Annotated in this window: 28 protein-coding genes; 12 read left to right on the top strand and 16 right to left on the bottom strand. The window is 68.6% G+C overall.

Annotated features, from left to right (window positions below):
- Positions 1 to 5: 5 nt before the first annotated feature.
- On the bottom strand, positions 6 to 1,151 hold the full coding sequence (locus FDA38_RS02555; protein WP_137252445.1) for a phosphatidylinositol-specific phospholipase C1-like protein: 1,146 nt from the start codon (positions 1,149 to 1,151) through the stop codon (positions 6 to 8).
- A gap of 92 nt (positions 1,152 to 1,243) precedes the next feature.
- Here FDA38_RS02555 and FDA38_RS02550 point away from each other — a divergent pair, with 92 nt between their 5' ends.
- The gene (locus tag FDA38_RS02550) at positions 1,244 to 1,861 is read left to right on the top strand and encodes a TetR/AcrR family transcriptional regulator (RefSeq protein ID WP_137252444.1); all 618 of its coding nucleotides are present in this window, start codon (positions 1,244 to 1,246) and stop codon (positions 1,859 to 1,861) included.
- Positions 1,862 to 1,892: 31 nt separating this feature from the next.
- On the opposite strand, the gene FDA38_RS02545 is transcribed toward FDA38_RS02550, so the two are convergent.
- Positions 1,893 to 2,291 (bottom strand): DUF3592 domain-containing protein, encoded by a 399-nt coding sequence (locus FDA38_RS02545; protein ID WP_233714481.1) that lies wholly within the window; start codon positions 2,289 to 2,291, stop codon positions 1,893 to 1,895.
- A 195-nt stretch (positions 2,292 to 2,486) separates the two neighbouring features.
- Positions 2,487 to 4,349 carry a DUF5107 domain-containing protein gene (locus FDA38_RS02540; protein WP_137252443.1) on the bottom strand — a complete coding sequence of 621 codons (1,863 nt, stop codon included), beginning with the start codon at positions 4,347 to 4,349 and terminating at the stop codon, positions 2,487 to 2,489.
- Between the two features lie 36 nt (positions 4,350 to 4,385).
- Here FDA38_RS02540 and FDA38_RS02535 point away from each other — a divergent pair, with 36 nt between their 5' ends.
- Positions 4,386 to 6,041 (top strand): FAD-binding dehydrogenase, encoded by a 1,656-nt coding sequence (locus tag FDA38_RS02535; protein WP_170989562.1) that lies wholly within the window; start codon positions 4,386 to 4,388, stop codon positions 6,039 to 6,041.
- The gene (locus FDA38_RS02530; RefSeq protein ID WP_233714480.1) at positions 6,038 to 7,120 is read left to right on the top strand and encodes an alpha/beta hydrolase family protein; all 1,083 of its coding nucleotides are present in this window, start codon (positions 6,038 to 6,040) and stop codon (positions 7,118 to 7,120) included. Before FDA38_RS02535 ends, FDA38_RS02530 begins: the two co-directional genes overlap by 4 nt.
- Here FDA38_RS02530 and FDA38_RS02525 read toward each other — a convergent pair.
- The gene (locus tag FDA38_RS02525) at positions 7,104 to 8,027 is read right to left on the bottom strand and encodes a serine protein kinase RIO (RefSeq protein ID WP_233714479.1); all 924 of its coding nucleotides are present in this window, start codon (positions 8,025 to 8,027) and stop codon (positions 7,104 to 7,106) included. The two genes, FDA38_RS02530 and FDA38_RS02525, sit on opposite strands and share 17 nt — an antisense overlap.
- Positions 8,028 to 8,177: 150 nt before the next feature.
- Positions 8,178 to 8,891, bottom strand: coding sequence for an NIPSNAP family protein (locus FDA38_RS02520; protein WP_137252439.1), 714 nt, complete (start codon positions 8,889 to 8,891; stop codon positions 8,178 to 8,180).
- Positions 8,892 to 9,059: 168 nt separating this feature from the next.
- Between FDA38_RS02520 and FDA38_RS02515 the strand changes: the two genes are divergently transcribed.
- From FDA38_RS02515 to ku, 3 genes are read left to right on the top strand one after another with little or no spacing between them, the layout of a single operon-like run.
- The gene (locus FDA38_RS02515; protein WP_233714478.1) at positions 9,060 to 9,857 is read left to right on the top strand and encodes a sigma-70 family RNA polymerase sigma factor; all 798 of its coding nucleotides are present in this window, start codon (positions 9,060 to 9,062) and stop codon (positions 9,855 to 9,857) included.
- Between the two features lie 31 nt (positions 9,858 to 9,888).
- Entirely contained in the window at positions 9,889 to 10,752 is an 864-nt protein-coding gene (locus FDA38_RS02510; protein WP_137252437.1) for a hypothetical protein, read from the top strand.
- Between the two features lie 38 nt (positions 10,753 to 10,790).
- Complete coding sequence (gene ku / locus FDA38_RS02505; RefSeq protein ID WP_137252436.1) at positions 10,791 to 11,636, top strand: non-homologous end joining protein Ku; 846 nt, start codon at positions 10,791 to 10,793, stop codon at positions 11,634 to 11,636.
- On the opposite strand, the gene FDA38_RS02500 is transcribed toward ku, so the two are convergent.
- Positions 11,633 to 12,277 carry a hypothetical protein gene (locus FDA38_RS02500; protein WP_137252435.1) on the bottom strand — a complete coding sequence of 215 codons (645 nt, stop codon included), beginning with the start codon at positions 12,275 to 12,277 and terminating at the stop codon, positions 11,633 to 11,635. The two genes, ku and FDA38_RS02500, sit on opposite strands and share 4 nt — an antisense overlap.
- A 161-nt stretch (positions 12,278 to 12,438) precedes the next feature.
- Between FDA38_RS02500 and FDA38_RS02495 the strand changes: the two genes are divergently transcribed.
- The gene (locus FDA38_RS02495; RefSeq protein ID WP_233714477.1) at positions 12,439 to 14,529 is read left to right on the top strand and encodes a thiamine pyrophosphate-dependent enzyme; all 2,091 of its coding nucleotides are present in this window, start codon (positions 12,439 to 12,441) and stop codon (positions 14,527 to 14,529) included.
- Here FDA38_RS02495 and FDA38_RS02490 read toward each other — a convergent pair.
- On the bottom strand, positions 14,522 to 14,998 hold the full coding sequence (locus FDA38_RS02490) for a DnaJ family domain-containing protein (RefSeq protein WP_137252433.1): 477 nt from the start codon (positions 14,996 to 14,998) through the stop codon (positions 14,522 to 14,524). The two genes, FDA38_RS02495 and FDA38_RS02490, sit on opposite strands and share 8 nt — an antisense overlap.
- 87 nt (positions 14,999 to 15,085) lie before the next feature.
- On the opposite strand from FDA38_RS02490, the gene FDA38_RS02485 reads away from it, so the two are divergent.
- The 3 genes from FDA38_RS02485 to FDA38_RS02475 are packed head-to-tail and all read left to right on the top strand — an operon-like array spanning position 15,086 to position 18,398.
- Positions 15,086 to 15,679 carry a hypothetical protein gene (locus FDA38_RS02485; RefSeq protein ID WP_202877531.1) on the top strand — a complete coding sequence of 198 codons (594 nt, stop codon included), beginning with the start codon at positions 15,086 to 15,088 and terminating at the stop codon, positions 15,677 to 15,679.
- A gap of 23 nt (positions 15,680 to 15,702) precedes the next feature.
- A complete protein-coding gene (locus FDA38_RS02480) occupies positions 15,703 to 17,247 on the top strand; it encodes an aldehyde dehydrogenase family protein (RefSeq protein WP_137252432.1) in 1,545 nt (514 codons plus the stop codon).
- Positions 17,244 to 18,398, top strand: coding sequence for an NAD(P)/FAD-dependent oxidoreductase (locus tag FDA38_RS02475; protein ID WP_233714476.1), 1,155 nt, complete (start codon positions 17,244 to 17,246; stop codon positions 18,396 to 18,398). The genes FDA38_RS02480 and FDA38_RS02475 overlap by 4 nt, the downstream gene beginning before the upstream one ends.
- A gap of 5 nt (positions 18,399 to 18,403) precedes the next feature.
- On the opposite strand, the gene FDA38_RS02470 is transcribed toward FDA38_RS02475, so the two are convergent.
- From FDA38_RS02470 to FDA38_RS02455, 4 genes are read right to left on the bottom strand one after another with little or no spacing between them, the layout of a single operon-like run.
- Positions 18,404 to 19,147, bottom strand: a complete 744-nt coding sequence (locus FDA38_RS02470; protein ID WP_137252431.1) for an SDR family NAD(P)-dependent oxidoreductase — start codon at positions 19,145 to 19,147, stop codon at positions 18,404 to 18,406.
- On the bottom strand, positions 19,147 to 19,623 hold the full coding sequence (locus FDA38_RS02465) for an SRPBCC family protein (protein ID WP_137252430.1): 477 nt from the start codon (positions 19,621 to 19,623) through the stop codon (positions 19,147 to 19,149). The genes FDA38_RS02470 and FDA38_RS02465 overlap by 1 nt, the downstream gene beginning before the upstream one ends.
- Entirely contained in the window at positions 19,620 to 19,967 is a 348-nt protein-coding gene (locus tag FDA38_RS02460; protein WP_137252429.1) for an ArsR/SmtB family transcription factor, read from the bottom strand. The genes FDA38_RS02465 and FDA38_RS02460 overlap by 4 nt, the downstream gene beginning before the upstream one ends.
- Positions 19,968 to 20,011: 44 nt before the next feature.
- Positions 20,012 to 20,665: a hypothetical protein gene (locus tag FDA38_RS02455; RefSeq protein ID WP_137252428.1), complete on the bottom strand. Its 654-nt coding sequence runs from the start codon at positions 20,663 to 20,665 to the stop codon at positions 20,012 to 20,014.
- Positions 20,666 to 20,852: 187 nt separating this feature from the next.
- On the opposite strand from FDA38_RS02455, the gene FDA38_RS02450 reads away from it, so the two are divergent.
- The gene (locus FDA38_RS02450; RefSeq protein WP_137252427.1) at positions 20,853 to 21,902 is read left to right on the top strand and encodes an iron-siderophore ABC transporter substrate-binding protein; all 1,050 of its coding nucleotides are present in this window, start codon (positions 20,853 to 20,855) and stop codon (positions 21,900 to 21,902) included.
- On the opposite strand, the gene FDA38_RS02445 is transcribed toward FDA38_RS02450, so the two are convergent.
- The gene (locus FDA38_RS02445; protein ID WP_233714475.1) at positions 21,899 to 23,365 is read right to left on the bottom strand and encodes an aromatic amino acid lyase; all 1,467 of its coding nucleotides are present in this window, start codon (positions 23,363 to 23,365) and stop codon (positions 21,899 to 21,901) included. The genes FDA38_RS02450 and FDA38_RS02445 overlap by 4 nt on opposite strands.
- Complete coding sequence (locus tag FDA38_RS02440; protein WP_137252425.1) at positions 23,365 to 24,378, bottom strand: ornithine cyclodeaminase family protein; 1,014 nt, start codon at positions 24,376 to 24,378, stop codon at positions 23,365 to 23,367. The genes FDA38_RS02445 and FDA38_RS02440 overlap by 1 nt, the downstream gene beginning before the upstream one ends.
- Before the next feature lie 63 nt (positions 24,379 to 24,441).
- On the opposite strand from FDA38_RS02440, the gene FDA38_RS02435 reads away from it, so the two are divergent.
- Complete coding sequence (locus FDA38_RS02435) at positions 24,442 to 25,152, top strand: YqeB family protein (protein WP_137252424.1); 711 nt, start codon at positions 24,442 to 24,444, stop codon at positions 25,150 to 25,152.
- Here FDA38_RS02435 and FDA38_RS02430 read toward each other — a convergent pair.
- The 3 genes from FDA38_RS02430 to FDA38_RS02420 all read right to left on the bottom strand — a co-directional run bounded on the left by FDA38_RS02430 (position 25,149) and on the right by FDA38_RS02420 (position 26,714).
- Positions 25,149 to 25,535, bottom strand: coding sequence for a pilus assembly protein CpaE (locus FDA38_RS02430; protein WP_137252423.1), 387 nt, complete (start codon positions 25,533 to 25,535; stop codon positions 25,149 to 25,151). The two genes, FDA38_RS02435 and FDA38_RS02430, sit on opposite strands and share 4 nt — an antisense overlap.
- Positions 25,536 to 25,599: 64 nt before the next feature.
- Positions 25,600 to 25,971: a hypothetical protein gene (locus tag FDA38_RS02425; protein ID WP_137252422.1), complete on the bottom strand. Its 372-nt coding sequence runs from the start codon at positions 25,969 to 25,971 to the stop codon at positions 25,600 to 25,602.
- A 20-nt stretch (positions 25,972 to 25,991) separates the two neighbouring features.
- Complete coding sequence (locus FDA38_RS02420; protein WP_137252421.1) at positions 25,992 to 26,714, bottom strand: M15 family metallopeptidase; 723 nt, start codon at positions 26,712 to 26,714, stop codon at positions 25,992 to 25,994.
- Positions 26,715 to 26,810 lie beyond the last annotated feature (96 nt).

Here is a 26,810-nt window from a genome sequence, read left to right as displayed (position 1 = left end):
TCAGCTCACCCTTCCGAGACAGCCGTCTTCGCGGTTGCGGTGACGGGATTGAATCGTACGGGAGTGTGCCCAGGCAGCTTCGCGACGAAGTCGCTGTCGTAGCGGGCAGCCATCCCCGCGACCGGGAAGTCCGTGGTCACCCACTGCGCGCCACTGTCGAGCGCGATCCCGAGCCGCGTGTAGTCCTTGTCGCGGATCGTGGCCATCGGCTCGTCGGACCGGGTCCGGACCAGGTAGCCCTTGCGGACCAGCCGCTGGATCTCCGCCTGCCCCGTACCGCGCGGGTCGTTCACCTCGGTGACCGCTGCGTCCGGCGCGCCCTCCGGCCCGCGGGTGAAGACCGCCCGGCCCTCCAGGTTCGGCTTCCCGGCGGTGTAGATGTCGCGGATCGCGCCCGGTCCGCCGTTGTCGAAGTAGAACATCACCTGGCCGCGGACGTCCTTCAGCTTCGGCCAGCCCTTGGTCAGCACGGACTTCTCGAGCGTCAGGCCGGGCTTGCGTACGTCGTCCGGCGTGAGGAGCTCGTTCTCCTTGAACACCGAGCGGATCTCGGTGTCGACGCTGTCCAGGTTCGCGGCGTCCCACGGCGGCGCGACGACGCCACCGGCGGCGACCACGTTCGGGTCGGACTGCTTCAGCTCGAGGTTGATCGCGATGGGCACGTGGCTCGGGTGTGCGTCGGACCAGGTCTTCACCTGCTGCAGGCACACCACGAGCGTGTCGCAGTTGGTGTTGTAGTCGAAGTCAGGGATGTGCATGACCTTGATCCCCGGCTGCGCCATCGCCGGGTCGGTCAGCGGTCCCTGTCCGGTCAGCTTCCGGATCAGCGGGTACGTGTACAGCCCGCCTTGCGGGTCCGGGAACAGGTCCAGCTCCAGCGAGCGGACGTTCTGGTCCTCCAACTGCTGGGAGATCGGAGCGTGCGAGTACCAGAGGTCGACCGAGCCGGCGTTCTGCGCCTGCTGGACCTTCTGTTCGTTCGGGCTGAGCTCCCGGTGGTACGAGTTGTGCGACCCGACGACCTGCATCTGGTTCAGCCGCAGGCCGTCCCCGCTGTGCGAGTCGTGCCTGGTGACCGCCGTACCGGCGACTCCGGATGCGGCCAGGGCGATGGAAGCGGCCCCGGCGACCGCTGTTCTGCTGATGCGCATGCGAAAAACGTCCCCTCCGTCGTGGCGATTGAGGGCAATCTGTCACAGGAAGGTGGCAACGTTGTCCCCCTTGACGATGGACAATGAGCGACATGGTGACTTCGGGGGCGTATCCGCTCCGCCGGACGCCGACCCAGGACCGGGCCAGCCGGCAGGTCGAGCGGATCCTGGACGCGGCCTGTGCGGAGGTGGTCGAGCGCGGGTACGACGCGGCCTCGACCAGCGGGATCGCGAAACGGGCCGAGATCGCGGTCGGCAGCGTGTACCGGTACTTCCCGGACAAGCGCAGCCTGATCCAGGCGATCGAACGCCGGAACCAGGCGCGCTACACCGAGGCGGTCAGCGAGCGGCTGGCGGACGTGTCGAGCTGGCGGGCCGCCGTCGACGTCACGCTGGACACGTTCCGGGAGATGCACCGGACCGATCCGGGGTTCAGGGCGGTCGTGCTGAGCGGGCTCGGCGATCCGGAGCTGGAATCGAAGCCGGGCGAGTTCGACGATCAGCACGCCGGCGAGTTCGCGGAGCTGCTCGCGGCGCGGTTCGGCGCGCGGGATTCGCGTGACTTCCGGCTGGCCGTGACCCTCAGCATCGCGATGGGCGAGTCACTGGCTCATCTGGCGGACCGATTGTCCGCGGACGAGGCGGAGTACGTGCTGGATCAGGGCCGGCCGGTGCTGTACAACCTGCTCGCCCCTCATCTCCCTGCTTGAGCCGGGGGGGTGGCTCAAGCAGGACGAACGGTCAGGCCGCCCGGGCTGCGGACGGCAGACCCAGGGCCGGCCAGTGGCTGACCCGGCCGGCCAGACGGGCCCGGCGGGGGGTCCGGACGTCGTACGAGACGATCACCCGGTCACCCTTGGCGTAAGTAATCCTGCTCCCGACCGGGAATTTGCGGCCGACCTCGTACGGTCCCTCGCCCCGGCGGGTGTAGTACTCGACGATGACCTCGGTGTAGACCGCCGGGGCACCGCTCTCCAGTTGGCCGCGGACCGGGCCACGCACCCGGATCACTCGTCCCGCGGTCTTCTCTTCGGCACTGCTGGGCTCGTTCCGCCGGATTCCGGCCAGAACCTCGGTCACGATGAAGGCTGCAACCACCAGCACCAGGCCGAACCCACCTAGTACAACGATCGTCAACATGGCACTCACCCCCGACGCGCCGCCCGCGAGCGACGCGGTCGTTGTTGTCGTTCCTGCCTCGTGCGGCCCTTGCCGCACACCGGTGAGACGCCACCGGATTCCACTCGGTTCCAGGTAAAGACAAATTCTTTTCTACAGCATCATGGTAGAACCCGGTGGAGCGGTGTTGCTAGAGGTAGAGTTGACCTGAAGTTGTCAGATTCCGCCCATTCCGAACTGGTACTGCGGCGGTACGGGCCGCTGTGTGCCAAGTGCCTCTTCAGCGGCGACCCAGTAGTCGGTGAGTGGATTCGCGCCTTCACGGACCGTCGCCAGCTGGATACCCGCGGCCAGCAGATCGTGCGCCGCGGCCGGATCGCCGGTCTCCAGGGCATGCCGGACCCGGAGCAGCTGGATCCGGGGGTCGTCCGGGGCATGTTCGAGCAGACGCTCCGCCAGTTGTACGTCGGAGGTGAGGGCGGCCGCGACCGCCTCAACCACCAACGGCACCAGGCCAGGCAGCAATTCGACGGCCCGTTCGTAGTGCGACAGATCGCCCGTGACCAGGCCGAGGTTGCGCAGCGCCCAGGCGTTCTCGCCGGACTGCGTCCAGGCCTCGATCGCGCCCTCGACATCACCGTAGTAATGCCGCGCGACTCCCCTGTGATACCAAACCAGCCAGTTGTCCTCGGCCGACTCCAGCAACTCCCGCCACGCCACCAAAGTCCCATCCGGTACGCCGTCAACCGCCGGCAACCGCCCGTCGAGCAGGGGCAACCAGGCCCGTTCCCGGGCGGTCATGGTGCCGTCATCAAACGGTGTACCTGCCGACACCGTCCATCCCGTCCGGGCCAGCTCCAACGCTCCCCACCCCGACCCGACCGCGAGCCGTTCTACCGGAGCCGCATCCACAACCTCCCGCCAGGAAGCCTCCCGTCCAGCCAAACCGTCCAGCACCGACTCCAACGCGTCAGCCCCGGCATGACGAGCTACCTGCCAGTCCTCGGAATGCGCAGCAGCGGCGTCCACCGAGACGCGCCCGTACGCCTCCAGCCAGTGCCAATCAGTGTGCGCGGGCAGCTTCAGGTGCTCCATCTGCGTCCGCGCGAGCCCGGCCTGGATCTCGGCGTACCCATCCGTTGAAAGCCCGGGCGACAACCACTCCTGCCACCGCCGCCCACCATCGCCCTGCCCCCAGACGAACAGCTTCCGCCCCTGCAGCCGCTCGGTCGACGCCTGCGCCAACCCAACTCCAGAGCCGTCGACCGACGCGATCCACGAGTGCTCCTCCGCGAGCGGCTCGAAGAAGTAGTCCACGGCCTGCGGGTGCCGCATCGGATAGGTCAGGTCGGTCTCGACGTCGATCAGATCGAGCCGACTCCCGTACCCGTACCGCCAGGCCTGGTCCGCCGGCACCAGCACCCGACTGTCCGGGGACTGCGCGACCGCGATGTTCGACCACCAGTACGCCGGGACCTCGACGTCGGACGGGTTCTGCAGCCGCACGCCGACGTACAGGAACTCGGAGTCGGCCGGGAGCCAGAAGTCGAGCTGGGTGACGAGGTTGCGGGTCCGTTCGAGCTCCCACAGCCGGAGGATCGGCGTACCGTCCGGGCCCTCGACGCGGGCGGCGTGCATCGGGGCGCAGGTGCCGGTCCAGTGGCCGGTGCTGCCGACGTTCCACTCGACGCCGCCGGCGAACCAGGCGTTGCGTAGGGCAAGGTTCGCGGGCTGGAACACCGGGTTGCGGTAGAGCAGCTCCTGATCGGTGGCCTTGTGGACGATCGAGTACAACCGTCCGCCGAGGCTCGGTAGGACGGTCGCGCGCAAATGATCGTTCTCCAGCACGAGCGCCGGGAACGATGTCCCGACCAGGGTGCGGTCGTAGCCGTCCTGGTCCAGACAGGGCAGCGGGCTCTGCAGACGCCCGTACTCGATGTTCTCCCGCAGCTCGTCCGGGAGGTCGGCGATGTTCTCGACCTCGTGGAGTTCACGCTCGGTCCGAAGTGGCGCGAGCGGGTTCTCCGGACCGAGCGAAGCTGCGGGAAGTACGAGGTTTTGCGCAGAAAGGATCGTCACAGCCACATCTTCGCAAGTGCGCTATACATGGTCGACATGGACGCTGATGTGATCGTGGTCGGGGCGGGTTTGGCTGGGCTGGCTGCGACTGCGGAGCTGGCCGATGCGGGGCGGAAAGTGCTGCTGCTCGACCAGGAGCCGGAGGCGTCGCTGGGTGGGCAGGCGTTCTGGTCGTTCGGCGGGCTGATGTTCGTCGACTCGCCGGAGCAGCGGCGGATGGGGATCAAGGACTCGCGCGACCTCGCGATGCAGGACTGGCTCGGCTCGGCCGGGTTCGACCGGCTGGACGACGAGGACAAGTGGGCCCGGCAGTGGGCCGAGGCGTACGTCGACTGGGCCGCCGGCGAGAAGCGTCCGTGGCTGCACGGCCAGGGTGTGCGGTTCTTCCCGGTCGTCGGCTGGGCCGAGCGTGGCGGGTACAACGCCGACGGCCACGGAAACTCCGTACCGCGCTTCCACATCACCTGGGGCACCGGGCCAGGGCTGGTCGCACCGTTCGAGCGGCGCGTGCGGGAGGCAGTCGCGAAGGGGCTGGTCGAGTTCCGGTTCCGGCATCGGGTCGACGAGCTGACCGTCACCGGCGGGGTCGTCGACGGTGTCGCGGGCAAGGTGCTCGAGCCCAGCGACGTACCGCGTGGGGCGTCGAGCTCGCGGGTCGAGGCCGGCGATTTCCAGCTGACCGCGCAGGCGGTGATCGTCACGTCCGGCGGCATCGGCGGCAACCACGACCTCGTCCGGTCGCAGTGGCCGAAGCGGATGGGCGAGCCGCCGAAGCGGATGATCAGCGGAGTACCGGCGCACGTCGACGGGCGGATGCTCGGTATCACCGAGAAGGCCGGCGGCCGGTACGTGAACCGGGACCGGATGTGGCACTACACCGAAGGTATCCAGAACTGGGACCCGATCTGGCCGATGCACGGCATCCGGATCCTGCCCGGTCCGTCGTCGCTCTGGTTCGATGCCACCGGCAAACGACTGCCGGTGCCGCTGTTCCCCGGGTTCGACACCCTCGGCACGCTCGAGCACATCATGACGACCGGGTACGACTACACCTGGTTCGTGCTGACGCAGAAGATCATCGAGAAGGAGTTCGCGCTGTCGGGCCAGGAGCAGAACCCGGACCTGACCGGCAAGGACATCAAGGGTGTGCTCGGCCGGGCTCGCGGCGGCGCGACCGCGCCGGTGCAGGCGTTCATGGACAAGGGTGCGGATTTCATTGTCCGCAGCAACCTTCCTGATCTGGTCCGCGGCATGAACGACCTGACCGGCGAGAACCTGATCAACCTCGACGACCTCGAGCGGCAGATCGTGGCGCGGGACCGGGAGCTGACCAACACGTTCACCAAGGACCTGCAGGTGACCGCGCTCCGCGGCGCCCGCAACTACCGCGGCGACAAGCTGATCCGGGTCGCGTCGCCGCACCGGATCCTCGATCCGAAGGCCGGCCCGCTGATCGCCGTACGGCTGAACATCCTGACCCGCAAATCCCTCGGCGGTCTGCAGACCGACCTGGATTCGCGGGTACTGCGGGATGACGGCAGCCCACTACCCGGCGTCTATGCGGCCGGCGAGGTCGCGGGCTTCGGCGGCGGCGGCATCCACGGCTACCGATCGCTCGAAGGCACCTTCGTCGGCGGCTGCCTCTTCACCGGCCGTACGGCGGGACGCGCCGCAGCCAGGGCCGTCGGGTGACCGTCCCCGGGGCCGAGCGCGAGGAGTCCGCGCGGCTGGACGATCTGACCACGACCGGCACGGTGGCCTCCGGACACACCAACCCCGCCGACTACGTGGGCACGACGCACGCAGGGTTGCCGGTGCGGTCGGGTGTGCCGGGTGTCCAGATCGACGGCTACTTCCCGTCCGACTCGCACACGAACGCCAACAACGGCTGGGATCACGACGCCCAGTTCGTGATCCGGCTCCCGGAGCGCTGGAACGGCGGCCTGGTCGTGTCCGGCGCGCCCGGCGTGCGAGCGCAGTACTCGAACGATCCGGCGATCTCGGACTACGTGCTGTCGCTGGGTTATGCGTACGCCGCCACCGACAAGGGCAACACGGGCCTCGAGTTCTACGCCGGTAGCCGCGAGCCCGGCGACGCCATCGTCGAGTGGAACACGCGGATGACCGAGCTCGCCGTGGCCGCACGCCAGACCGTCGCGCAGCATTACGGCCAGCCGGCCGACGAGGTGGTCGCGGCCGGCGTCTCGAACGGCGGGTACCTGGTCCGCTGGCAGCTCGAGAACCATCCGGAGCTCTATACCCGCGGCGTCGAACTGGAAGGCACGCTCTGGAACGCGGACCTGAACCCGTTCTCGGCCCTGCCGTCGGCAATCAGGGGCTATGAGCAACAATCTCCGAAGCTGATCACCGCGGCGGGCTTCGATCCCGGGTCGGACTTCCTCTGGGAGTACCACTACACCGTCTATTGGACGTTGACCCAACGGATCTACACCCGCGAACTCGACCCGTCGTACCAAGGCAGCGATGCGAGCTACGACTACTCGCAACGACCCGAGGCACACGAGGCGATCCGGCGGTTCGGTCTGACCGGGAACATCGGCAAACCGCTGCACAGCATCCACGGGACCTACGACTGCCTACTCCCGATCACGCAGTCCGACCGGTATGCGGAGCTGGCCCGACCGACCGGCCTGCACACGTACCAGCGGGTCGAGGCGGGCAACCATCTCGACGGTCTCGTCGACGCCCACCCCGACCGGCTGGTACCACTCGTCCCGCTGCTGCAGGCCGCGATCAGAACACCATCGTGAGCAGGTCGGCGAACAGCTCCTGATCGTCGACATCCAGGCCGCGGCTGGTGAACCAGGTGGCCATGTTGTGGCAGTCGCGGAGCAGGAAGTCCATCCCCTTGGGGTTGCCGACGATGTCGATCACCTGTGGCAGGTCGATCATCACGATCCGGTCGCCCTGGGCGAGGATGTTGTACGGCGAGAGGTCACCGTGCGCCAGCCCGGCCCGGGCCAGCTCACGCATACCGTGCCGGACCTGCTCGAAGTACTGACCGAGCAGCTCCTTCGACGGCCGGACCTGGGCGAGCCGTGGCGCGGCCCCGCCCTCACCGTCGTCGATGAACTCCATCAGCAGCTCGGTGCCGTCCACCTGGACGGGGTACGGCACGGGAACGCCGGCCTTCCACAGCTGGCACAGCGCACCCCACTCCGCGCCCGCCCATTGCCCCGCGGCGACGCTGCGGCCGTGCGCGGTCTTCTTCTGCATGGCCCGGCTGTCGCGGCTGTTGCGGATCCGGCGCCCTTCGACGTACGCCGTACTGCGGTGGAAGGAGCGATGCTCCTCGGTGCGGTACCGCTTCGCGGCCATCAGCACCGAGCGACCGGGATTGTCGCCGATGGCATCGACGGCACGCTCTACCAGGAAGACGTCGGCTTCCTTACCGGTTTTGAGGACGCCGAGCTCGGTGTCGATCGCAGCCTGTTCCGTCACAACCCACGAGGGGCGTGGTTCCGGGCCGCGAGAACCGCGCTCGACGTCCAGCCAGGTGGACCACCGCTGATCCGGACCGAGCTGCTCGTCGACCGAATGGAACTTGAAGACGAAGGCGTCGGACGGATCCGGTTGGGACTCGTCGCCGGTGAGTTCGGACCAGCGGGAGTCGAAGTCGGGGATGTAGCTATCGGTGAGGTCGTACTCTGCAGACAACTGGGGTTCTCCTGAACCTAGAGATGGAACTGATGCGGACATGCCGCAGCACAGTGATGGCCATCCGTCAGCCCTCCTTAGGTCCAGGCAGCGCGCGTCGCCGCTCGGGTCAAACCAGGATGCATGCCCGCTCCGGGCGCCGCAACGTATTTAACGCAGGTGAGAACGTGCGGTCGGCCGCAACCGCAGTTCCTGCGCCGGCTTCGCCGTCCGGCAGACCAACTCCGGCAGCACCCGCTCCTGCCACACCCGCGATCCCGCCAACGCCCGCCGATGCTCGTCGTACGCCGCGTCGTCCGCGAACCGGGCGAACCAGGCGAGCACCACCTCGTCCCGCAACGGCAGCGCCGGAAAGTTGTTCTCGGCAACCAAACTCTCGAACACCGCGACCGGCTCGGCTCCGGTAGCAGTGAGGACGGGAGCGACCTGGTCGGTGAAGAATTCGGTGAACCCGTCGTCCTCGGAGCCCCGGTGGTAAACAGCACCGGCGATGACCGAGCCGGCGGTTGCGGTCGGCCTGGGCGCGTCCAGCGCCGGGTAGCCGACGCCGAGCCGGAGCGGCCGCAGCAGCAACGCGTTGTCCGAGTCGATCATCGTCGCGTTCGCGACCGCGGCGTGCTCGCGCCAGACCGGGCCGTAGTAGAACGCCTTCAGCGCGTCCGCCCGGGCCGGCAGATCCCGGAATCCGCGGATCCAGACGAACCGGTCAGGATCGTCGAGATCGCGGAACTGACCGGCGATGTGCATCCCGGTCTGTTCCTGACCCTCGACGAAGTACGTGTCGAAGGTCTCGATCAAGGTGTCACGCTGCCCGGGGTGCAGCGTGTACTGGCGCAGGTCCACGACGGCGCAGCATTCGTTCATAGCTGCAAGCCAAGCATCGAAACCTGACAGTTACTGTCAGGAGACAGTCGTTTGAAGCACTCGTAACAGGGGAGTACTTGCATGCTCCGGCCGAGTTTGATCTGGTGGAGGTAGTGGTTCAGCCCCTTGCCACCCGGACATGTACGACGACACGACGAGGTTTCTCCCGTGACGATCGCAGCTGTCAGAGCCGAAGACCGCAAGCAGACCATCGCCGACGCCACCCATGAGCTCCTGCTCGAGGCGGACGCCGTCCCCGATCCCCGGCACCAGGCCTGCATCGACGAGGTCGTGCTGCTGAATGCCCCGGTCGCGAGGTCGATCGCCTCGCGGTACCGCAGCAAAGGCGTCGATTCCGACGACCTGGAGCAGGTCGCCTACCTGGGCCTGGTGAAGGCTGCCAACGGCTACCGCGTGGATGCGTCGACGGCGTTCCTGTCGTACGCCGTTCCCACGATCCGCGGCGAGCTCAAGCGGTACTTCCGCGACTGCGCCTGGACGATCCGGCCGCCGCGCCGGGTGCAGGAGATGCAGGGAAACATCGCCGCGGCCGAGCCGGAGCTGATCCAGCGCCTCGGTCACGTGCCGACCGATGAAGAGACCGCGGCGGCGCTGGGCACGGATCCGGCCGAGGTCGCCGAGGCGGCGTCGGTCCGCGGGTGCTTCAGCACGCTGTCCCTCGACGCGCCGGGTGCCCCCGAGGGTGGGACCAGCCTGATCGAGACGGTCGCCAACGCCGAGGACGGCTACGACCTGGTCGAGGACGTGCACACTCTCACGCCCGCGGTCGCGAACCTGGGCGACCGGGACAAACGCATCCTCCAGCTGCGATTCTGCAACGGGTTCACGCAGGAGGAGATCGGCCAGGAGCTCGGGGTCAGCCAGATGCAGGTGTCCCGCTTGCTCCGCGGGATCCTGGACAGGCTCCGGGGGGAGCTGGCCGGCGGCGTACCGAAGAACGCGTAGCGGCGGTTGGCGGTGCGGTAGCGTCGCTCCTGTGGACTTCGAAGAGGCGGCCGATGCGCTGTACGCGGCGCCGGCGGCCGACTTCATTGCTACTCGCAACGAGCTGGCCAAGCAGCTGAAGGCTGACGGCGACCCGGTCGGGTCGACGCGGCTGAAGGCTATGCGCAAGCCGACCGTCGCGGCCTGGGTGACGAACCTGGTCGCGCGCAAGGCGCCGGACGAGCTGGATGACCTGCTGGCGCTCGGTGACGAGTTCCGTGAGGCGACCGCCGATCTCGACGGCGAGCGGTTGCGGGAGCTGACACCGAAGCGCCACCAACTGCTGGACAAGCTGGCCAAGGAGGCCGCCCGGCTGGCGGCCGAGGACGGCCAGAAGATCAGCGCGGACGTCGGCCAGAAGCTGCGCGAGACACTCGACGCTGCCCTGGTCGACCCGGCCGCGGGCGATGCCGTCCGCGAGGGCAGGCTGAGCAGCGCGCTCCGGCACGTCGGCTTCGGCGTCGTCGACGAGAACGGCGAACCGTCCAACGTCACCCCGCTGACCGACGAACGCCGCAAGGCCGCCCGCGACCGGCGCAAGACCCAGCAGGCCGAGACGGATGCTGCCAAGGGGGCGGCGCAGGAGAAGGCCGCGGCCGCACGGGAACAAGAGGAACGCGAGGCCGCCGAGCGGGCCAAGGCCCGGCAGGCGTTCGAGGAGGCCGTCGCGGCGGCGCAGGAGGCCGAGGCGAAGGTCGAGGACCTCGACACCCAGCTCGACAACGCCCGCGAGGCGCTCTCCGAGGCGCAGGCGCTGGTGCACCGGCTGGGCGCCGACCTCGACGAGGCCCGCCGTACCGCCCGCGAGGCCCAGAAGGAGAGCCGCGAGGCACGGAAGCGGTACAACCGGCTCTGAAGTGGGTACCGGCTGGGCCGACTCGAGAGGAGCCGGCGATGGCACGGGCGATCTGGACCGGTTACATCAACTTCGGACTGGTCTCGGTGCCGGTCGGGCTGTACAGCGCGACCCAGGAGCACGAGATCGACTTCCACCAGTTCCAGAAGGGGACGTCGGACAGGATCCGCTACAAGCGGGTGAACGAGCGCACCGGCCGCGAGGTCCCGTACGAGAAGATCGTCAAGGGGCACGACGTCGGCGGCGGCGAGTACGTGATCGTCGAGCCCGACGAGCTGGACGACATCGCGCCGGGCAAGTCGCGCTCGCTGGAGATCGACACGTTCGTCGACCTCGACGACATCGACCCGATGCACTTCCAGAAGAGCTACTACCTGGCGCCGTCGGACTCCGACAACGCCTCGTCGTACGCCTTGCTGCGGGACGCGCTGGCGAAGACGAACCGGGCCGGGATCGCGAAGTTCGTGATGCGCGGCGAGGAGTACCTGGCGACGATCCGGTCCGACGGCCGGGTGCTGGTGCTCGAGACGATGTTCTTCGCCGACGAGATCCGTGACCCGGACGAGGAGCTCGGTGACCTGCCGCGCAAGTCCGGCGCCGGCAAGCAGCTGTCGATGGCGGTCGACCTGATCGAGGCGATGAGCGGCGAGTGGAAGCCGGCCGCGTACAAGGACACCTACACCGAGCGCGTGAAGGAACTGGTCAAGACCAAGCACCAGGGCAAGGAGGTCGTGTACTCCGAGGAGGAGCCGCAGGCCACCAACCCGACGGACCTGGTCGCCGCCCTGCGCGCCAGCGTCGAGGAGGCCCGGAAGAGCCGCAGCTCGAGAACGAAGAAGACCGCCAAGAAGAAGACTGCGGCGAGGAAGAAGAAGGCTGCCTAGTTGCCGAGGAGGTAGCGGCTCGGGTTGGCCGGTGCGCCGGCGTCGAGCCAGCGGTGGAAGCCTTCGGGGTTGCGGCGTTCGAATTCGTCGAGGCAGATCCGGCGTACTTCGGCGACGGCCTGGCGATCGCGGAGGCCGGCTCCCTTGGACAGCTGCATCGCGGTGTCGGACCAGACGCCGCAGAGCTCCTCGATGCTCAGCGGGCACTGCAGCGACTCGATCAGCCGCTCGTCCTCGTCGAACTGGGCCTCGGTGAGGCGCTCCAGCCTGCGCTGCTTACGCGACCGACGCCGGCGTGGTGGCCGATCGGGCACCACGAGGTCGATGACGATGAACAGGCCGGCCAGCAGCAGCGCCGCCGCTATCCCGAGCGCGCCCCAAGCGAGCAGCCGCACCAGCCCGGGCAGGCACAGCACTGCCGCCGCGCACGCGGCCGCGATCACAGCCGAGGAGCCGTACGGCTCTTCGTCGGCCACATGCCGGACCACCGCGGCCAGCGGCCAGACCAGCAGGAACACCACGGCCAGCAGGATCGACGCGGCCAGCGGACCCAGCAGCAGCACGCCGCAGAGCGCCCCGGCCGTCCCGATTCCGAGACCCGCCGCGACCCCCATTCGCCGTACCAGTGCAGACCGATGCATCACCGCAGCTCACTCATCGTCACCACAACCCAGATCCCCCTCCCCCGACGAACGAACGAGCCACCGGCACCGTTCCCCGTCCAGCGTGGCCCCAACCGGGTGAGGTGTTCAACCCGTGGGCCGAGCTGTGGCACGGACCGTCATCACGGATCATGTATCAGATGAGGACCTTCGCCGAACGCGTCCGCGGCCTCGCCCCGGCCCCGTGGGAGCACGACGCAGAGCTGCTCCGCGGCCTGTACGACGCTCAGCTCGGCAGCCGGCACGCGGACCTCGCCGCTCGCTGGATGCAGTCCCAGGGCACCGGCTTCTACACGATCGGCTCGGCCGGTCACGAGGGCAACGCGGCCGTCGCCGCCGCCCTCGAGCCGACCGACCCGGCACTGCTGCACTACCGCTCCGGCGCCTTCTACCTCACCCGCGCCGCGCAGTGCGGGTCGAAGGAGGGCCTCCGCGACATCCTGCTCGGCGTCGCCGCGGCGACCAGCGAGCCGATCGCGGGTGGCCGGCACAAGGTGTTCGGCCGGCACGAGCTGTCGATCATCCCGCAGACCTCGACGATCGCATCCCACCTGCCGCGCGCGATGGGCGTCGCGTTCTCGCTGAACCGGTCGGCGAAGCTCGGCGTACCGTCACCGTGGCCGGCCGACGCGATCGTCGTGACCAGCTTCGGCGACGCGTCCGCGAACCACTCGACCGCGACCGGCGCCATCAACGCGGCGCTGCACGCGTCGTACCAGGGTCTGCCGATGCCGCTGCTGATGGTCTGCGAGGACAACGGGATCGGGATCAGCGTGCGTACGCCGGACGGCTGGATCCGGCAGGCGTACGGCTCCCGCCCAGGCCTGCGGTACTTCGACGCCGACGGCACCGACCTGGACGCGGCCCTGTCGATGGCGACCGAGGCGGCGACCTTCGTACGGCGCAACCGCCGCCCGGCCTTCCTCCGCCTGCGGACCGTCCGCCTGCTCGGCCACGCCGGCTCCGACGTCGAGACGGCGTACCGCTCTCCCGCCGAGCTGGCCGCGGACGAGGAACGCGACCCACTCCTCGGTACGGCGCGCTACCTGCTCGGCGCCGGCTACACGGCCGACGAGATCATCGAGCTGTACGAGGACAAGCACGCCGAAGCGCTCCGGATCGCGGCCGAGGTCGCCGGCCTCCCGCAGCTCTCCTCCGCCGAGACCGTCGCCGCTCCCCTCCGCTTCCCGTCACCGGATGCCGTTGCCGACGCACTGCCCGAGCGCACCCCGTCCACAGAACGTCTCACGCTCAGCCAGTCGATCAACCGCGCTCTGAGCGACGTGCTCGCGTCGTACCCCGAGGCGATGGTCTTCGGCGAGGACGTCGGCCGCAAGGGCGGCGTGTACGGCGTCACGCGCGGACTGCAGAAGGCCTTCGGGCCGCCCCGCGTCTTCGACACCCTGCTCGACGAGCAGTCGATCCTCGGGCTGGCGCTCGGCGCGGGCGTGTCCGGGCTGCTGCCGATTCCCGAGATCCAGTACCTCGCCTACCTGCACAACGCCGAGGACCAGCTCCGCGGCGAGGCGGCGTCGCTGAAGTTCTTCTCGCAGGAGCAGTACGCGAACCCGATGGTGCTGCGGATCGCCGGCTACGGGTACCAGAAGGGCTTCGGCGGTCACTTCCACAACGACGACGCGATCGGCGTACTGCGGGACATCCCCGGCATCGTGATCGCATCACCGTCGCGGCCCGACGATGCGGCCGCGATGCTGCACGCGTGTACGGCGGCGGCGCGATCGTCCGGCACCGTGAGCGTGTTCCTCGAGCCGATCGCGCTCTACCACCGGCGGGACCTGTACGACGACGGCGACGACCAGTGGCTGGCGGCGTACCCGGACGAACCGGTGCCGATCGGCCGCGGCCGGACGTACGGCGACGGGACCGACCTGACCATCGTCACGTTCGGGAACGGCGTGCCGATGAGCCTGCGGGTGGCTGCCCGGGTGCCGGGCGTCCGCGTCCTCGACCTGCGCTGGCTGGCGCCGCTGCCGGTCGAGGATCTGTTGCTGCAGGCAAACATCACCGGACGCGTGCTGGTCGCGGACGAGACCCGGCGGTCCGGCGGCGTGTCCGAGGGCATCCTGGCCACGCTGATCGACCACGGCTACACCGGGCGGCTGGGCCGGGTGACGAGCTACGACTCGTACGTCCCGCTCGGCGCGGCGGCGCACGACGTACTGCTGAGTGAGCAGACCATCGAGACCGCCGCCCGCGACATGCTCAGCTGAACAGCCGCTGCCAGACCGACTTCTTCCTCGGCCGGTGCTCCTCGGCGGGCTGTTGACGCGGCTCGGTCCCGGGCCGGTCCATCCGCCACTGGGCGATGATCGCGTCCTCGTTCACCGGGCCTGTCGGCACGACCGGTCCGGTGGTGTCGCGGATGCTGATCCGGATCCGCTTGTTCAGATCGGCCAGGTACTCGCGGACCTCGGACTCGCGCCGCATCCCGCGGACCTTCTCGTACACCTGCTGCTTCTCCTTGCGGAGCAGCATCGCCGGCGGCAGGAGGGCCTCGGTCTCGACGTCCTCGCGGCGGATGAAGTCCTTGACCCACCAGTCGGGATCGTGGTCGTCCGCCAGCTTCAGTGGTTTGCCGGCACCGGGCAGGTTCTCGAACTCGCCCTGGTTCTGCGCCAGCTGGATCTGCGACTCGACCCACTCCTGGTTACTCATACCCGGTGGTCTGCGCTTGGTCATGCCCACACCTCGCTGTCATCATCGACAGTTGCTTACCGGGAACCAGATTACTAGCTTGTGAATGGAATCACAAGGCATACTCGAAATGTGCAGCTGACCGACGAAGAGATCGCGTTGATGACGCCGGCCGAGCGGCGGGACCTGATCCTGCGGCTGGCGCCGAACCCGGGCGGACTGCCGTCCCGGCGAACCATGGACCGGCTGCGCAAGTGGCGGACCGTGCTGATGCTGGTCTGCGCGGCCGCCCTGATCCCGTGGACCGTGTACCTGGCGATCACCCTCCCGAGCCACTACGTCGCGCGGAACTGGGTCGCGACCTGGGTGGGCTTCGACATCCTGCTGCTCACGATGCTGATCCTGACCGCGCTCGCCGGCTGGAAGCGCAAGCAGTTCGTGTTCCCGACCGCGTTCGCGACCGGCGTGCTGCTGATCTGTGACGCCTGGTTCGACGTGATGACCAGCCACCGCGGCGGTGACCTCACCCAGGCCCTGCTCAGCGCTCTGCTGGTCGAGCTCCCGCTGGCGTTCGTCCTGATCGCCGGCCCGCTCCGCCTGCTCCGGTACGTCGCCATCCGGCACGGCATGATCCACCCGGACTCGCACCTGTGGCGGATGCCGATCCCGATCCCGGATCTCTACCCCGGCAACAAGCTCCCACTTAGGGTGGAGCCTCACGACTGAGTCGCAGCTGGGGAGGATCCCGCATGGCCGTAGAGGTGCTGTCCGTTGTCGGTGGCGAGCGTGTGACGGAGGCGGTACGGCGTTCTCCGTCGACCAACCCTGCTCGGTTGAGCGAGGTCGTCGGGACGGTCGGTAGCGCCGGGCCGGACGTGTTCGTCCGGGCCGCGTCGGCGGCACACTCCGCGCAGGCCGCGTGGGCTGCGACACCGGCGCCGCAGCGCGGTCAGGTGATCTCGAACGTCGGCCGGCTGATGACGCTGAACAAGGAGCGGCTCGCGGCGCTCGTCACCCAGGAGATCGGCAAGCCGCTCGCCGAGGCGCTGGGCGAGGTGCAGGAGATCATCGACACCTGCGACTTCTTCCTCGGCGAGGGCCGCCGGCTGTACGGGCAGACGGTGCCGTCGGAGATGCCGGACAAGCAGCTGTTCACGTTCCGCCGACCGGTCGGGACGGTCGCGGTGATCACGGCCGGCAACTTCCCGGTCGCGGTCCCGTCCTGGTACATCGTGCCGGCGTTGCTCTGCGGCAACACCGTGGTCTGGAAGCCGGCGGAGTACTCCGCGGTCGTCTCGGACGCGTTCTACGAGATCTTCGCGCACTCCGGCGTACCGGCCGGTGTCTTCAACGTGGTGTACGCCGACGGGTCGGACACGTTCACCGGTCTCGAGCAAGCGTTGCAGGCCGGGCTTATCAACAAGGTCGGCTTCACCGGATCGAGCGCGGTCGGCGAGCGGATTGGCGAGCTGTGCGGTCGGCACCTGCAGACGCCGTGCCTCGAGCTCGGCGGCAAGAACCCGATGATCATCACCGAGGACGCGGACCTCGACTTGGCCGTGGAGGGCGCGCTGTTCTCCGGCTTCGGTACGGCGGGACAGCGGTGCACCTCACTCGGTACGGCGATCGTCCATCGGTCGGTGCACGAGGAGTTCCTCGATCGGTTCGAGCGGGCTGTTGCCGAGGCGGCGATGGGCGATCCGGCGCAGGACGTGCTGTTCGGGCCGTTGCTGGACGAGAAGTTCGCAGCCGGGTTCGAGAAGTCGCTGGGGTGGATCGAGCCGCATCATCGGGTCCTCGGGCGGACCGGGCGGGTCACCGCGGACAATCCGCGGACCGGGTTCGTCGGCGATCCGTCGGACGGGTTGTTCTACCACCCGGTGATCGTGGCCGGCGTGCAGCCGGACGACGAGCTGTTCATGAACGAGACGTTCGGGCCGATCGTGGCCGTCACGCCGTACTCCGAGCTGGACGAAGCGATTGCTCTGGGCAACAAGTCTGGGTACGGGCTCTCGAGCTCGATCTACACCACCGACCCGAACAAGGCGTTCCGGTTCGCGCAGGGGATCTCGGCGGGGATGGTGAGTGTGAACAACTCGACGTCCGGCGCGGAGGCTCACTTACCGTTCGGCGGCAACGGGAAGTCGGGCAACGGGTCGCGCCAGAGCGGGATCTGGGTGCTGGACCAGTTCACCCGCTGGCAGTCGATGAACTGGGATTACTCCGGCCGGTTGCAGAAGGCCCAGATGGACATCGAAACCGTCGAAGCCGACTTCACCTTCCAACTCCCGTGACCACAGTGCCCGAGTCCGCCGACGTCGTGATCGTGGGAGGCGGGGTGATGGGCACGAGCATCGCCTTCCACCTCGCAGAGGCCGGCGTCGAGGATGTGGTGCTGCTCGAGCGGGACCAGCTCGGCTCGGGGTCGACCTGTAAGGCTGCGGGTGGGGTGCGGGCGAACTTCTCCGACGCGGTGAACATTGCCCTCGGCGCGCGCAGTCTGGAGGCCTTCGCGCGGTTCGCGGAACGGCCCGGTCAGGAGATCGACCTGCATCGGGTCGGGTATCTGTTCCTGCTGGAGACCGACGAGCAGCTGGAGCAATTCCGCGAAAGCACGGGACTGCAGAACACCCTCGGCCAACCGACCCGAATGATCTCGGTCGACGAAGCCGTCGCACTCGCGCCGATCGTCGCGCCTGACGGGTTGGTCGGCGCGTGCTTCTCACCGACAGGCGGGCACTGTACGCCGGAATCCGTCGTACTCGGTTACGCGACGGCCGCCCGCCGACTCGGCGCGACACTCGTGACCGGATGTGAAGTTGTCGGGGTTGATGCTGTAGGCAACCATCTGACCGCGGTGCGGACCAACCGCGGCACAGTCCGGACGAGCACTGTGATCTGCGCCGCCGGCGCCTGGTCCGAGAGTCTTGCCGCGTCGGTCGGGGTCGAGTTGCCGGTCACCCCGCTGCGCCGGCAGATCGTGGTGACCGAAGCGATCCCCGATCTCCCGGCCGGGCTGCCGATGACGATCGACTTCGGCACCACGTTCTACCTCCACCGCGAGGGTCCTGGCCTGCTGGTCGGCATGTCCGATCCCGACGAGCAACCCGGCTTCCACCTGAACCGCACAGACACCTGGATCCCCCGCCTGACCGACATCATGGCCCGCCGCGCACCGTCGCTCCTCGACGTCGGCCTCACAGGCGGCTGGGCCGGCCTGTACGAGATCACGCCCGACCACAACGCCCTGATCGGCGAGGCGGACGACGTCTCCCGTTTCCTCTACGCGACCGGCTTCTCCGGCCACGGCTTCCTCCAAGGCCCAGCCGTCGGCGAGGTGATCCGCGACCTGTACCTCGGCCGCGAGCCCTTCGTCGACATCAGCCCCTTGAGCGCCCGCCGCTTCGCGTACTCCGCAACCCGCGCCGAACGCAACGTCGTCTGACGACGCTAGTTGACGACCGCGCCCGCCGTCAGGTTGAGGGCGGTGCCGGTCATCGAGCGAGCCAGGTCCGAAGCGGCGAACACCGCAAGAGCACCGACATCGGACAGCGTCGCGGCGCGCTTGAGCATCGTGCTGTCGGCGGTGTGTTTCGCGATCGCCTGGGCTGCCTTCTCGGGGAAGCCGGCCGGTACAGCCTCCGGGATTCCGTTGGTCTGCAACGTCAGCACGCGAATCCCGTGCTGCCCGAGCTCCAGCGCGAGACCGCGGCGTAGCGCCTCGACAGCCCCGAAGCCCACCTGGAAACCACCGAGGTTCGCGGCGGGTTCGCCGTACCCGCCGAAGGTCAGGATCACGCCCGAACCCTGCGGGATCATCCGCCGCGCGGCCGCCCGCGAGGTCAGGTAGAACGTCCGGACCATGGTCGTGACCGGCTGCTCGAAGTCTGCGAGCGGCATGTCGACCAGCGGCGTACCGAAGAACTGCTGGTGGCCGATCAGGTTGAACGAGATGTCGATCCGGCCGACCGCCTCCGCGTGTTCGTCGACCGACTTCTCGTCGAGAGCGTCGACTACCGCGACGTCAGCGGTGCCGCCGGCGGAGCGGATCTCGTCGGCGACGCGTTCCAGGCTTTCCGCCGTACGGCCGGCCAGGTGCACGGTCGCGCCCTCGGCGGCGAACGCCTTGGCGACTGCGCTGCCGATCGGTCCGGCCGCGCCGTACACGATCGCGTGTTTGTCGGTGAGCATCATCAGTGGGCCTCCTCGGCCAGTTCGGTGACGAGGTCTTCGAGCTGCTGCATGGACGCGCGGATACCGCGCTCCATGCCGCCGGCGACGTACAGGTCGCGGTCCTCGACCGCGAAGAACACCGTGTTCTGGGTCAGTGTGGTGACCCCGTCGGCCTCGTCGAAGGTGATCAGGTTCAGGTAGACGGTGCCTGGCGCCTGGTCGAACTCGTACGTCTGCACGATCCGCTCCGGCGTCGGCTCTCCGTGGTACAGCCCGTGGAACACATAGCCCTTGCCGTCCCCGTCGTAGTGCGTCCATCGCCAGCGGCCGCCGTGCCGCGGATCGAGCTGGTTCACGACCAGCTCGAGCCCGGCCGGACCGAGCCAGCGCTTCACCAGCTCGGGTTCGGTGTACGCGCGGAACAGCAGCTCCCGCGGCGCGTTGAAGTCCCGCGTGATGACGACCTGCGGTTGGCCGGGCTCGGCGACGACCTTCATGACTGCTCCTTGAGGTCGTCGAGCAGCTCGTCCAGGCGGTCGAAGCTCTCCGCCCAGTACGCGCGATAGTCCATCAACCACCCGACCGCCGCGCGGAGCGGCTCCGCCTCGAGGTGACTCAGCCGCGCGGTCGCGCGTTGGGAGCGGCTGATCAGTCCGGCCTGCTCGAGCACCTTCAGATGCTTGGAGACGGCCGGCTGCGACATGCTGAACGGCGCCGCGAGCTCCGCGACGGTCGCATCGCCGTCCTTGAGCCGGGTCAGGATCGCCCGGCGGGTCGGGTCGGCGAGGGCCGCGAAGACTCCGGTCAACGCGACTTCAGAACCAGATGGTTTCAGAACCATATGGTTAAGGATGCGCCGGATGCACCCCGGTCGTCAAGGCCGGGTCAGGGATGCCGCGGTGTTTCCCAGCGGTTCGGGTCGCACAGGGACGGATCCCAGCCGTGATCGATGCAGTACTGCCGGAGGATCTCCTCGCGGGTCGACGGCCGGCTGGTCGGGCGCGTCGGAGTCGGCGTCTTCGTGCTGGTCGTCGTACGCGTCGGCTTTGGGTCGGGCGTCTGCGTGCGCTCGGTGGTCTTAGTGGCGCTCGGCCGCCGGGTCGGCTCCTGAGTCGGCCGTCGCGTCGGCGCGTGGGTCGGCACCGGAGTTGTCGTCGGCACCCGCGGCGGCGTCACCGTCGATCGCGGTACGGCGGGCGGCGTCGTACTGGATGAGGCGGTGGGCGACGGGGACTCACTGCCGAAGACCTTGACGGCAGCGTCGTCCGAGCCGCCGCCGAACACGCCGAGCGTTGATACGGCCCAGAGGTTGACCCCGAGGAACAGGACGAGCGCGGCGCCACCGGCGTACATGACACGTCGCGACGGACCGCCGTAGCGGCCGATCGGGCCACGGACCGGATTGCCTTTGCCGTCGACCCAGAAGCGCCAGCCCTCGGGGGCCGGCGGCCAGGACGGATCGGGGCGCCACGTCTTCGGTGGGGCCCAGCTGCGACGGGGTGGGGACGGCCAGTTCGGCGGTACCACGAACCGCTTCACCAGAAACTCCTCCAAGCTCTCGTGCAGGCGCGCACCCAGGCCAACGACTCAGACCCGATGCAGGCTACTTGCGACTCGGCTTCACCCGCGTGTCGGGCTCGCTTTTTCGATCAACCCCCTGGATGAAACGGCTGCAAGTCAGGTTAGGCTTACCTACATCAGCCGCCGTTCGAAGGAACCATCCGCCATGGCCTTGTCCCGTATCCGGTCCGTCGCGGCCGTCGCGGTCGCCGTACTCGCGCTCGGCGCCGGCCTCACCGCCTGCAGCGAGAACGACGACACCCAGAACTCCGCCGCGGACACCGGAGCGAGTGCCGGGTTCCCAGTGACGATCGACCATCTGTTCGGCTCGACCACGATCAAGGCCAAGCCGGAGCGGGTGGTGACGCTGGGCGGCGGCGACATGGAAGCGTCGATCGCGCTCGGCGTCGTCCCGGTCGCGGGTGCCGACTGGTTCGGGAATCCGCAGATGCGCGGCTGGGTGAAGACCGCGCTCGGCGATCGCCCGGCGCCGAAGCTGATCCAGGCGTCGGAACCGAAGTACGAGGAGATCGCCGCGCTGAAGCCGGATCTGATCGTCTACATCAACACGGTCAACGACAAGAAGCAGTTCGACACCCTGAACGCGATCGCGCCGACGATCGCGGCACCGGCCGGGACCAAGAACGTGTACGGCGTGCCGTGGCAGGACCAGGTCCGCGAGATCGCGAAGGCGACCGGTACGGCCACCGCGGGCGAGCAGGTCGTGAAGGAGACCGAGACGCTGGTGTCCGACACCGCGAAGGCGAACCCGGACTTCGCCGGCAAGGTCATCACGGCCGGCGTGTACTCGGCCGACAGCCTGAATGCGTGGCTGCCGTCGGATCCGCGGATGCGGCTGCTGACCTCGCTCGGGTTCAAGTCCAACCCGCAGATCGACGCGATGGACAACGGCGACTTCTACGTGAAGATCTCGCCGGAGCTGACACCCAGGCTGGACGCCGATCTGATCTTCATGGCTGCGCTCGACGGTTCGGGCAAGCTGGATCCCGCGGTCGTCAACGACAAGGTGTGGAACGCACTGCCGGCGGTGAAGGCCGGGCGTGTCGCGTACTGGGGTGGCGCGCCGGTGATCAACACCGCGACGCCGAGCGGCGAGTTCTCCAGCGCGATGTCGATCGGTGGACCGCTCGGGATCAAGTACGCACTGCCGAAGCTCGTCCCGATGCTGAAGGACGCGCTGGCCGGGAAGGGCTAGAGCACGTTCGTCAGCAGGTTCGTGAGGTCCTCACCGAACGGGCGGTCGGCGTCGATCGGAGGTACTACGTCGTCGACTGCCTGGATGAGGTCGTGCAGTCCTGGTGGGATTGGTCGGGCTGAGAGTGCGAAGGCTTGGCGTACGGCGAGGAGCTCGCAGGCGGTTGTCTCGCGGGTGAGGCGGATGGCTTCGGCGAGGTTGCCGACGGCCTCCCAGGAGAAGGTCTGGACGTCCTCCTGGCCGTTGGAGGTCTCCGCCGTACTGATTGCTGTGGGCAACGTTAGGCGGCGGAGCTGGTGGGTGGTGGCGACGGCGCGTTTGTGGATCGCGACGAGACCGGCTTGCGGGCCTGGCTCGCGGGCGAGCTGGGCGGTCAGGCCGGTGACGTTCGGGTCGAGGAGGCGGTGGAGGCGGGCCGTTGATACCTCGGCGGCGTGGGCGAGTGCGGTTGTCAGGTGGTCGCAGTACGCGGCGAGATCTATCCCGTGAAATCCGGCGGTGCCGACGAAGTCGCCGTCGAGATACGCCGGTGAGTCGGACACGCCCGTGAAGGCGCGCTCGACGGCCTCTTCCAACTGTTGCAAGGTCCTACGCACATGAGCATTCACATGCCCCGCCACCCGAAACGAGACTGGTGCTTGCAGGCTACGCGGCTCCGGCTCGGGACCGGCCAGCTCCACCAGCCGAGCAAACTCAGCCGCCAACACGTCGTCCCCACGAGCGGCCGCCGGTCGATACGGATCCCGATTAGCACCCACCACAGCAATAGCCCCAGCAGCCACCTCGCTCAGCCGATCAGCCAGCCGCCCCACCTTCCGCACCGCAAGCGCCGCCCGCCCAGCCGCCCCAGGCGTACCCGCCAGCAGCGCGATGCCCTCCTTGGGCCCCAGCTCGAACGGTGGCAAGAAACCTGCCGCAGACCGCAACTCGCCGCCGCTGGTCGGCGTGGGGCCTCCGGCCCCGGCCGTCGTGGCGAGGGGCGTCGTGCCGGCTGGGGGCGGGGGTTGGAGCCAGCCGACGCCTACCAACGGGCCTGCGGCGTGGGCTAGGGGGATGATTTCGCCGGCGGAGCCGGCGCCTTCGGCTGGGATGGTGGGGGTGTGGCGGCTGTTGATGAGGGCAACTAACTGGTGGATCAAGCCGACCGATACGGCTGAGTCGCCGGTGAGGAAGGTTTTTAGGCGGGCTATGAGGACGGCTCGGGATTCTTCGGGTGGGAGCCAGGGTGGGCCGCCGACGGCTCGGCCCAGGAGCAGGTTGCGTTGGTGGACGCGTTGTTCGGCCTCGGTCAGGCGGACCTTGCTGAGGTTGCCCATGCCGGTGTTCACGCCGTACACAGGCTCCCCCGACTCGAGAGTCTGAAGCGCAGCAGCACGAATCGCCGCCATCCGCTCGAGCAGTGCAGGCGCCAGCTCGACAACGTCCGCGCTCGCGGGGTCCAGCTCCGCGGGATCGTTGATCATCAGTGGAACCGCAGCATCGTGCCGACCTCGGCGGACTCGGCCCGCCGCAGGATCAGATGAGCGATCGCGACATCCAGCAACGACAACCCCCGATGCCAGAAAAGGTTGCGCTCGGCATCATTCTCGCGACCGGCCTTCCGCCCGGCAACGATCTCGCCGATCTCGGCGTACAACGTCTCCGGCGACAACCGCCCGCTGTCCACGTGCCGCCGCAACGACCCGAACCGCCCCGACTCCGCCTCGCGCCAGTCGTCGACAACCACCTTGTCCATCACATCAAGCAGATCCAACTCAACCGCCGACACAGTCCCATACGGTACGACGAACGCCCCCGGCCGCACCGCCGCCGTACGCAGCAACGGCTCCGGCTCCATCAACCGCGTCGCCTCGACGAGTACGTCCGCCCCGTCGAACGCCTCCTCGGCACTCGCGCACACCCGCACCGGTGTGGACAGCTCGGCCGACAACTCCGCGGCGAACTTCTCCCGCGACTCCGGCCGCCGCGACGTCACCCGGATCTCGTCGAGGTCGAAAAGCTCGTCCAGCATCGTCACGTTCCACCACGCCGTACCCCGTGCGCCGACATGCGCGAGGACCTTGCTGTCCCGCCGCGCCAGGTGCCGCGCGCCGACCGTGGTCATCGCGCCGGTGCGAGACGCGGTGATCATCGTCGCGTCGAGGACCGCCAGCGGCATACCGGTCGTCGGGTCGAACAGCGTCGCCATCGCGAGCTCGCTGGGCAGGCCCTTCTGGTAGTTCGGGACGAAGTCGCCGACCACCTTCACGCCGCTGATCCCGTGCTCACCGAGCCGGTCGAGATGGCCGCGGAGGATGTTGAAGTGGCCGATACCGCCGTTGTCCGGTGTCAGGTGCACCCGCGGCTCGAACGCCGTACGGCCCTCGCCGTGCTCGCGGACCGCCGCTTCGACCGCGTCCACGATCTCCAGCCGGGTCAGCCCGAGCGCGTCGATGTCCGGGCCGCTGATGAACCTCAACCAGATGCCGTCCGCCACTTGGCTCCTTCGGTTGTCGTCGGTTGATACTTAAGTTTCTCGTCGTCACGCTACGTTCAGCTCATGGGGTCGACGACTGGGACACCACAACGCACCGTGATCGGGCATTCGACCGGTGACAAGGTCATGCTGTTCGGTGGGCTGCCGCTGCTCGGGCTGGTGCTCGGGTTCTTCCTGCCGCGGATCGCGGACTGGGCGGCCGGGCGAGGCTGGGTGCCCTTCCAGGGCGTGCTGAAGATCATCGCCGCCTGGGACGGCTGGTGGGTCGTCGCGATCTGCGTGCTCGTCGGCCTGATCGCCGGCGTGCTGCTGGCCGCGGTGGCGCTGGACGACATCCTGAAGGTGACGATCACCCACCAGTCGGTCGAGTTCCTGAAGAACCAGAAGACGGTGACGGTGCCGCGGCAGAGGGTCGCGGTCGCGTTCCTGGACGGCAAGGAGATCGTGCTGCAGGACGCGTCGTCGCGGGAGCTGGCGCGCGAGAAGCACGACCAGCTGAAGTCGGAGGCGAAGCAGATCCCTGTCGCGTTCCGCGCCCACGGCTATCCGTGGTCGGACGCCGGCGATCCGCACGAGTCCGAGTTCCGGCGCTGGATCGAGGACGACCCGGACCTCCCGCCGGCCGTCAACGCGATCCTCAAGGTCCGCTCCAAGGCGTTCGACCAGGGCGACAAGGGCAAGGCCGACCTCCGCGAACTCCGCGGCGAGATCGCCAACCTCGGCTACACGGTGAAGGACCGGGACAAGAAGCAGTACTGGCGCTCGGCGGGCTAGGCGCCGAGCAGGTGGATGACGGCCGTTGCGTAGGCCTGTTCGGCGTCTTCGGCCGAGTGCGTGGAGTCCGTGAGATTGACGCGGTAGCCGCCGGGGACGGCCTCGAGGGAGGTGAACCGGTCGCCGAGGATCGCGCGGAGTTGCTCCTCGCGAGGGAGCCAGATCACCTCGCGTTGCTCGATGCTGTCCAGGGCCCACTCGGTGGTGCCGTTGAAGCCGATCACCTTGCTGCCCTGGTAGTCGTGCACCTCGACGGTCATGTCGCTCACCACGAACACGTCGTCGTCCATATCTCGGTCCGGTACGACGAAACGATCCCCTGCCGCGGGCGCCCACAGCACCCCGGCCTTGCGCAGTCGTCCGGCCTGCTCGATCGTGATCACCCTTCCATCCTCCCCACGGCACGCAAACGGCGCAGGTTCGCGGCGAGCCGTGGGGGGATGAGGGTCAGCGGCCGAGTGCGCTGCGTAGTTCCTCGGCGCGGTGCGCGATCCGGTCCCGGCACTCGGTCGTGAGCGGCAGATCGAGCAGTGCGGTCGCCTGCAGGTGGCTGAGTCCGAACTGCGCGCGAAGACGTCGTACGGCGGTGTCGCGGTCCGCGGACGCCCGCAGTACCTCGGCCACCTCGTCGCGGCGCTCGAACGCGGCCAGTACGCCGTCGTAGATCTCCAGTTGCGTGTACGCGGACCGGTCCGGCTCCGGCACGGCGGTCACGTCTCCCTTCTCGCTGGAGCGGATCACCTGCCGCCACAGTGCGGGCACGGCCAGGCGGGCGCGGGTGTAGCGCCGGGTCAGGGGCTGCGCGTAGGTCATGGTCATGGTGTGTTCCCCCTTGGGTTTCAGTCAGCCTTGGCGACCGCGTGCGGTTCGCGCGGCGGACACTTGGTACCGGGCGCGGTCAGCGCCTCGAAGTGCCACGGTTCGTTGTCGTACCGGCGGCACACGCCGTACCGCCAGCCGTTCTTGTTCAGCCAGGTCATCGCGGCCGCCGGACCGATGTCCACGGCCTTGCCCTGCACGTGAGCGGAGTACTTCGGCGGCAGCACCCAGCGCGTCGCCAGCTTGTACGAGCCGTACTTCTTGATCGCCGCGTTCAGCAGCCGCTGCTGCTTGGTCGCGCTGCGCCGGGCAGAGGTGATGCTGATCGTGATCCCGTCGGCCTTCGCGGCCGCCATCGCCTTCTTCAGGCGGGCCTTCAGCTTCGGCGACAGTCCGCTGATGCTCTCCTCCCGCACCACCGGCCTCGTCGTCGACTTCTTCGTCGGAGTCGTCGACGGCGTCCTGGTCGGAGTGGTCGGGGTGGACGGCGGGTACGTCGGCCGGCGGGTCGGGGTCTCGGTCGCCAGGGTCGACGGCGTCGTCGCGGGCGGCGCACCGACGGCCGGCGCGCTCACGGTCGACACCACCGGCTCCTTGTCCGCGGCCAGCCCGAGGAAGTCCCCGACCTGCGCGTGCCACAACAGCAGCGAGCCGACGACCGCGCCGACCCCGACCACACCGATCACGGACAGCAACCGCGTCCGCACCCCGCCCGGACGGCGTGGCGGCAGGTCGTTCCTCATGGGGTACAGCCTTTCGGATCGGCGCGGTCGACACATCGGTCCCAGGGACCGTCCTCGCGCCCCACCTGTAGCCCCTGAGTATCATTTCGGACGCCG

It is taken from the genome of Kribbella jiaozuonensis, assembly GCF_005233875.1.
Taxonomy (GTDB): Bacteria; Actinomycetota; Actinomycetes; order Propionibacteriales; family Kribbellaceae; genus Kribbella; species Kribbella jiaozuonensis.
The sequence above is the reverse complement of the archived record's forward strand: the minus strand, read 5'-3'. Positions and strand labels throughout refer to the sequence as shown.

Excerpts from the sequence above, each read along its gene's own strand:
- FDA38_RS02545 (WP_233714481.1), bottom strand. The coding sequence starts at position 2,291 with ATGTTGACGATCGTTGTACTAGGTGGGTTCGGCCTGGTGCTGGTGGTT.
- FDA38_RS02555 (WP_137252445.1), bottom strand. The coding sequence starts at position 1,151 with ATGCGCATCAGCAGAACAGCGGTCGCCGGGGCCGCTTCCATCGCCCTG.
- FDA38_RS02435 (WP_137252424.1), top strand. The coding sequence starts at position 24,442 with ATGGGGTCGACGACTGGGACACCACAACGCACCGTGATCGGGCATTCG.
- FDA38_RS02425 (WP_137252422.1), bottom strand. The coding sequence starts at position 25,971 with ATGACCATGACCTACGCGCAGCCCCTGACCCGGCGCTACACCCGCGCC.
- FDA38_RS02420 (WP_137252421.1), bottom strand. The coding sequence starts at position 26,714 with ATGAGGAACGACCTGCCGCCACGCCGTCCGGGCGGGGTGCGGACGCGG.
- FDA38_RS02500 (WP_137252435.1), bottom strand. The coding sequence starts at position 12,277 with ATGCATCGGTCTGCACTGGTACGGCGAATGGGGGTCGCGGCGGGTCTC.
- FDA38_RS02470 (WP_137252431.1), bottom strand. The coding sequence starts at position 19,147 with ATGATGCTCACCGACAAACACGCGATCGTGTACGGCGCGGCCGGACCG.
- FDA38_RS02465 (WP_137252430.1), bottom strand. The coding sequence starts at position 19,623 with ATGAAGGTCGTCGCCGAGCCCGGCCAACCGCAGGTCGTCATCACGCGG.
- FDA38_RS02535 (WP_170989562.1), top strand. The coding sequence starts at position 4,386 with ATGGACGCTGATGTGATCGTGGTCGGGGCGGGTTTGGCTGGGCTGGCT.
- FDA38_RS02480 (WP_137252432.1), top strand. The coding sequence starts at position 15,703 with ATGGCCGTAGAGGTGCTGTCCGTTGTCGGTGGCGAGCGTGTGACGGAG.
- FDA38_RS02450 (WP_137252427.1), top strand. The coding sequence starts at position 20,853 with ATGGCCTTGTCCCGTATCCGGTCCGTCGCGGCCGTCGCGGTCGCCGTA.
- FDA38_RS02445 (WP_233714475.1), bottom strand. The coding sequence starts at position 23,365 with ATGATCAACGATCCCGCGGAGCTGGACCCCGCGAGCGCGGACGTTGTC.
- FDA38_RS02520 (WP_137252439.1), bottom strand. The coding sequence starts at position 8,891 with ATGAACGAATGCTGCGCCGTCGTGGACCTGCGCCAGTACACGCTGCAC.
- FDA38_RS02460 (WP_137252429.1), bottom strand. The coding sequence starts at position 19,967 with ATGGTTCTGAAACCATCTGGTTCTGAAGTCGCGTTGACCGGAGTCTTC.
- FDA38_RS02495 (WP_233714477.1), top strand. The coding sequence starts at position 12,439 with ATGAGGACCTTCGCCGAACGCGTCCGCGGCCTCGCCCCGGCCCCGTGG.
- ku (WP_137252436.1), top strand. The coding sequence starts at position 10,791 with ATGGCACGGGCGATCTGGACCGGTTACATCAACTTCGGACTGGTCTCG.
- FDA38_RS02490 (WP_137252433.1), bottom strand. The coding sequence starts at position 14,998 with ATGACCAAGCGCAGACCACCGGGTATGAGTAACCAGGAGTGGGTCGAG.
- FDA38_RS02550 (WP_137252444.1), top strand. The coding sequence starts at position 1,244 with ATGGTGACTTCGGGGGCGTATCCGCTCCGCCGGACGCCGACCCAGGAC.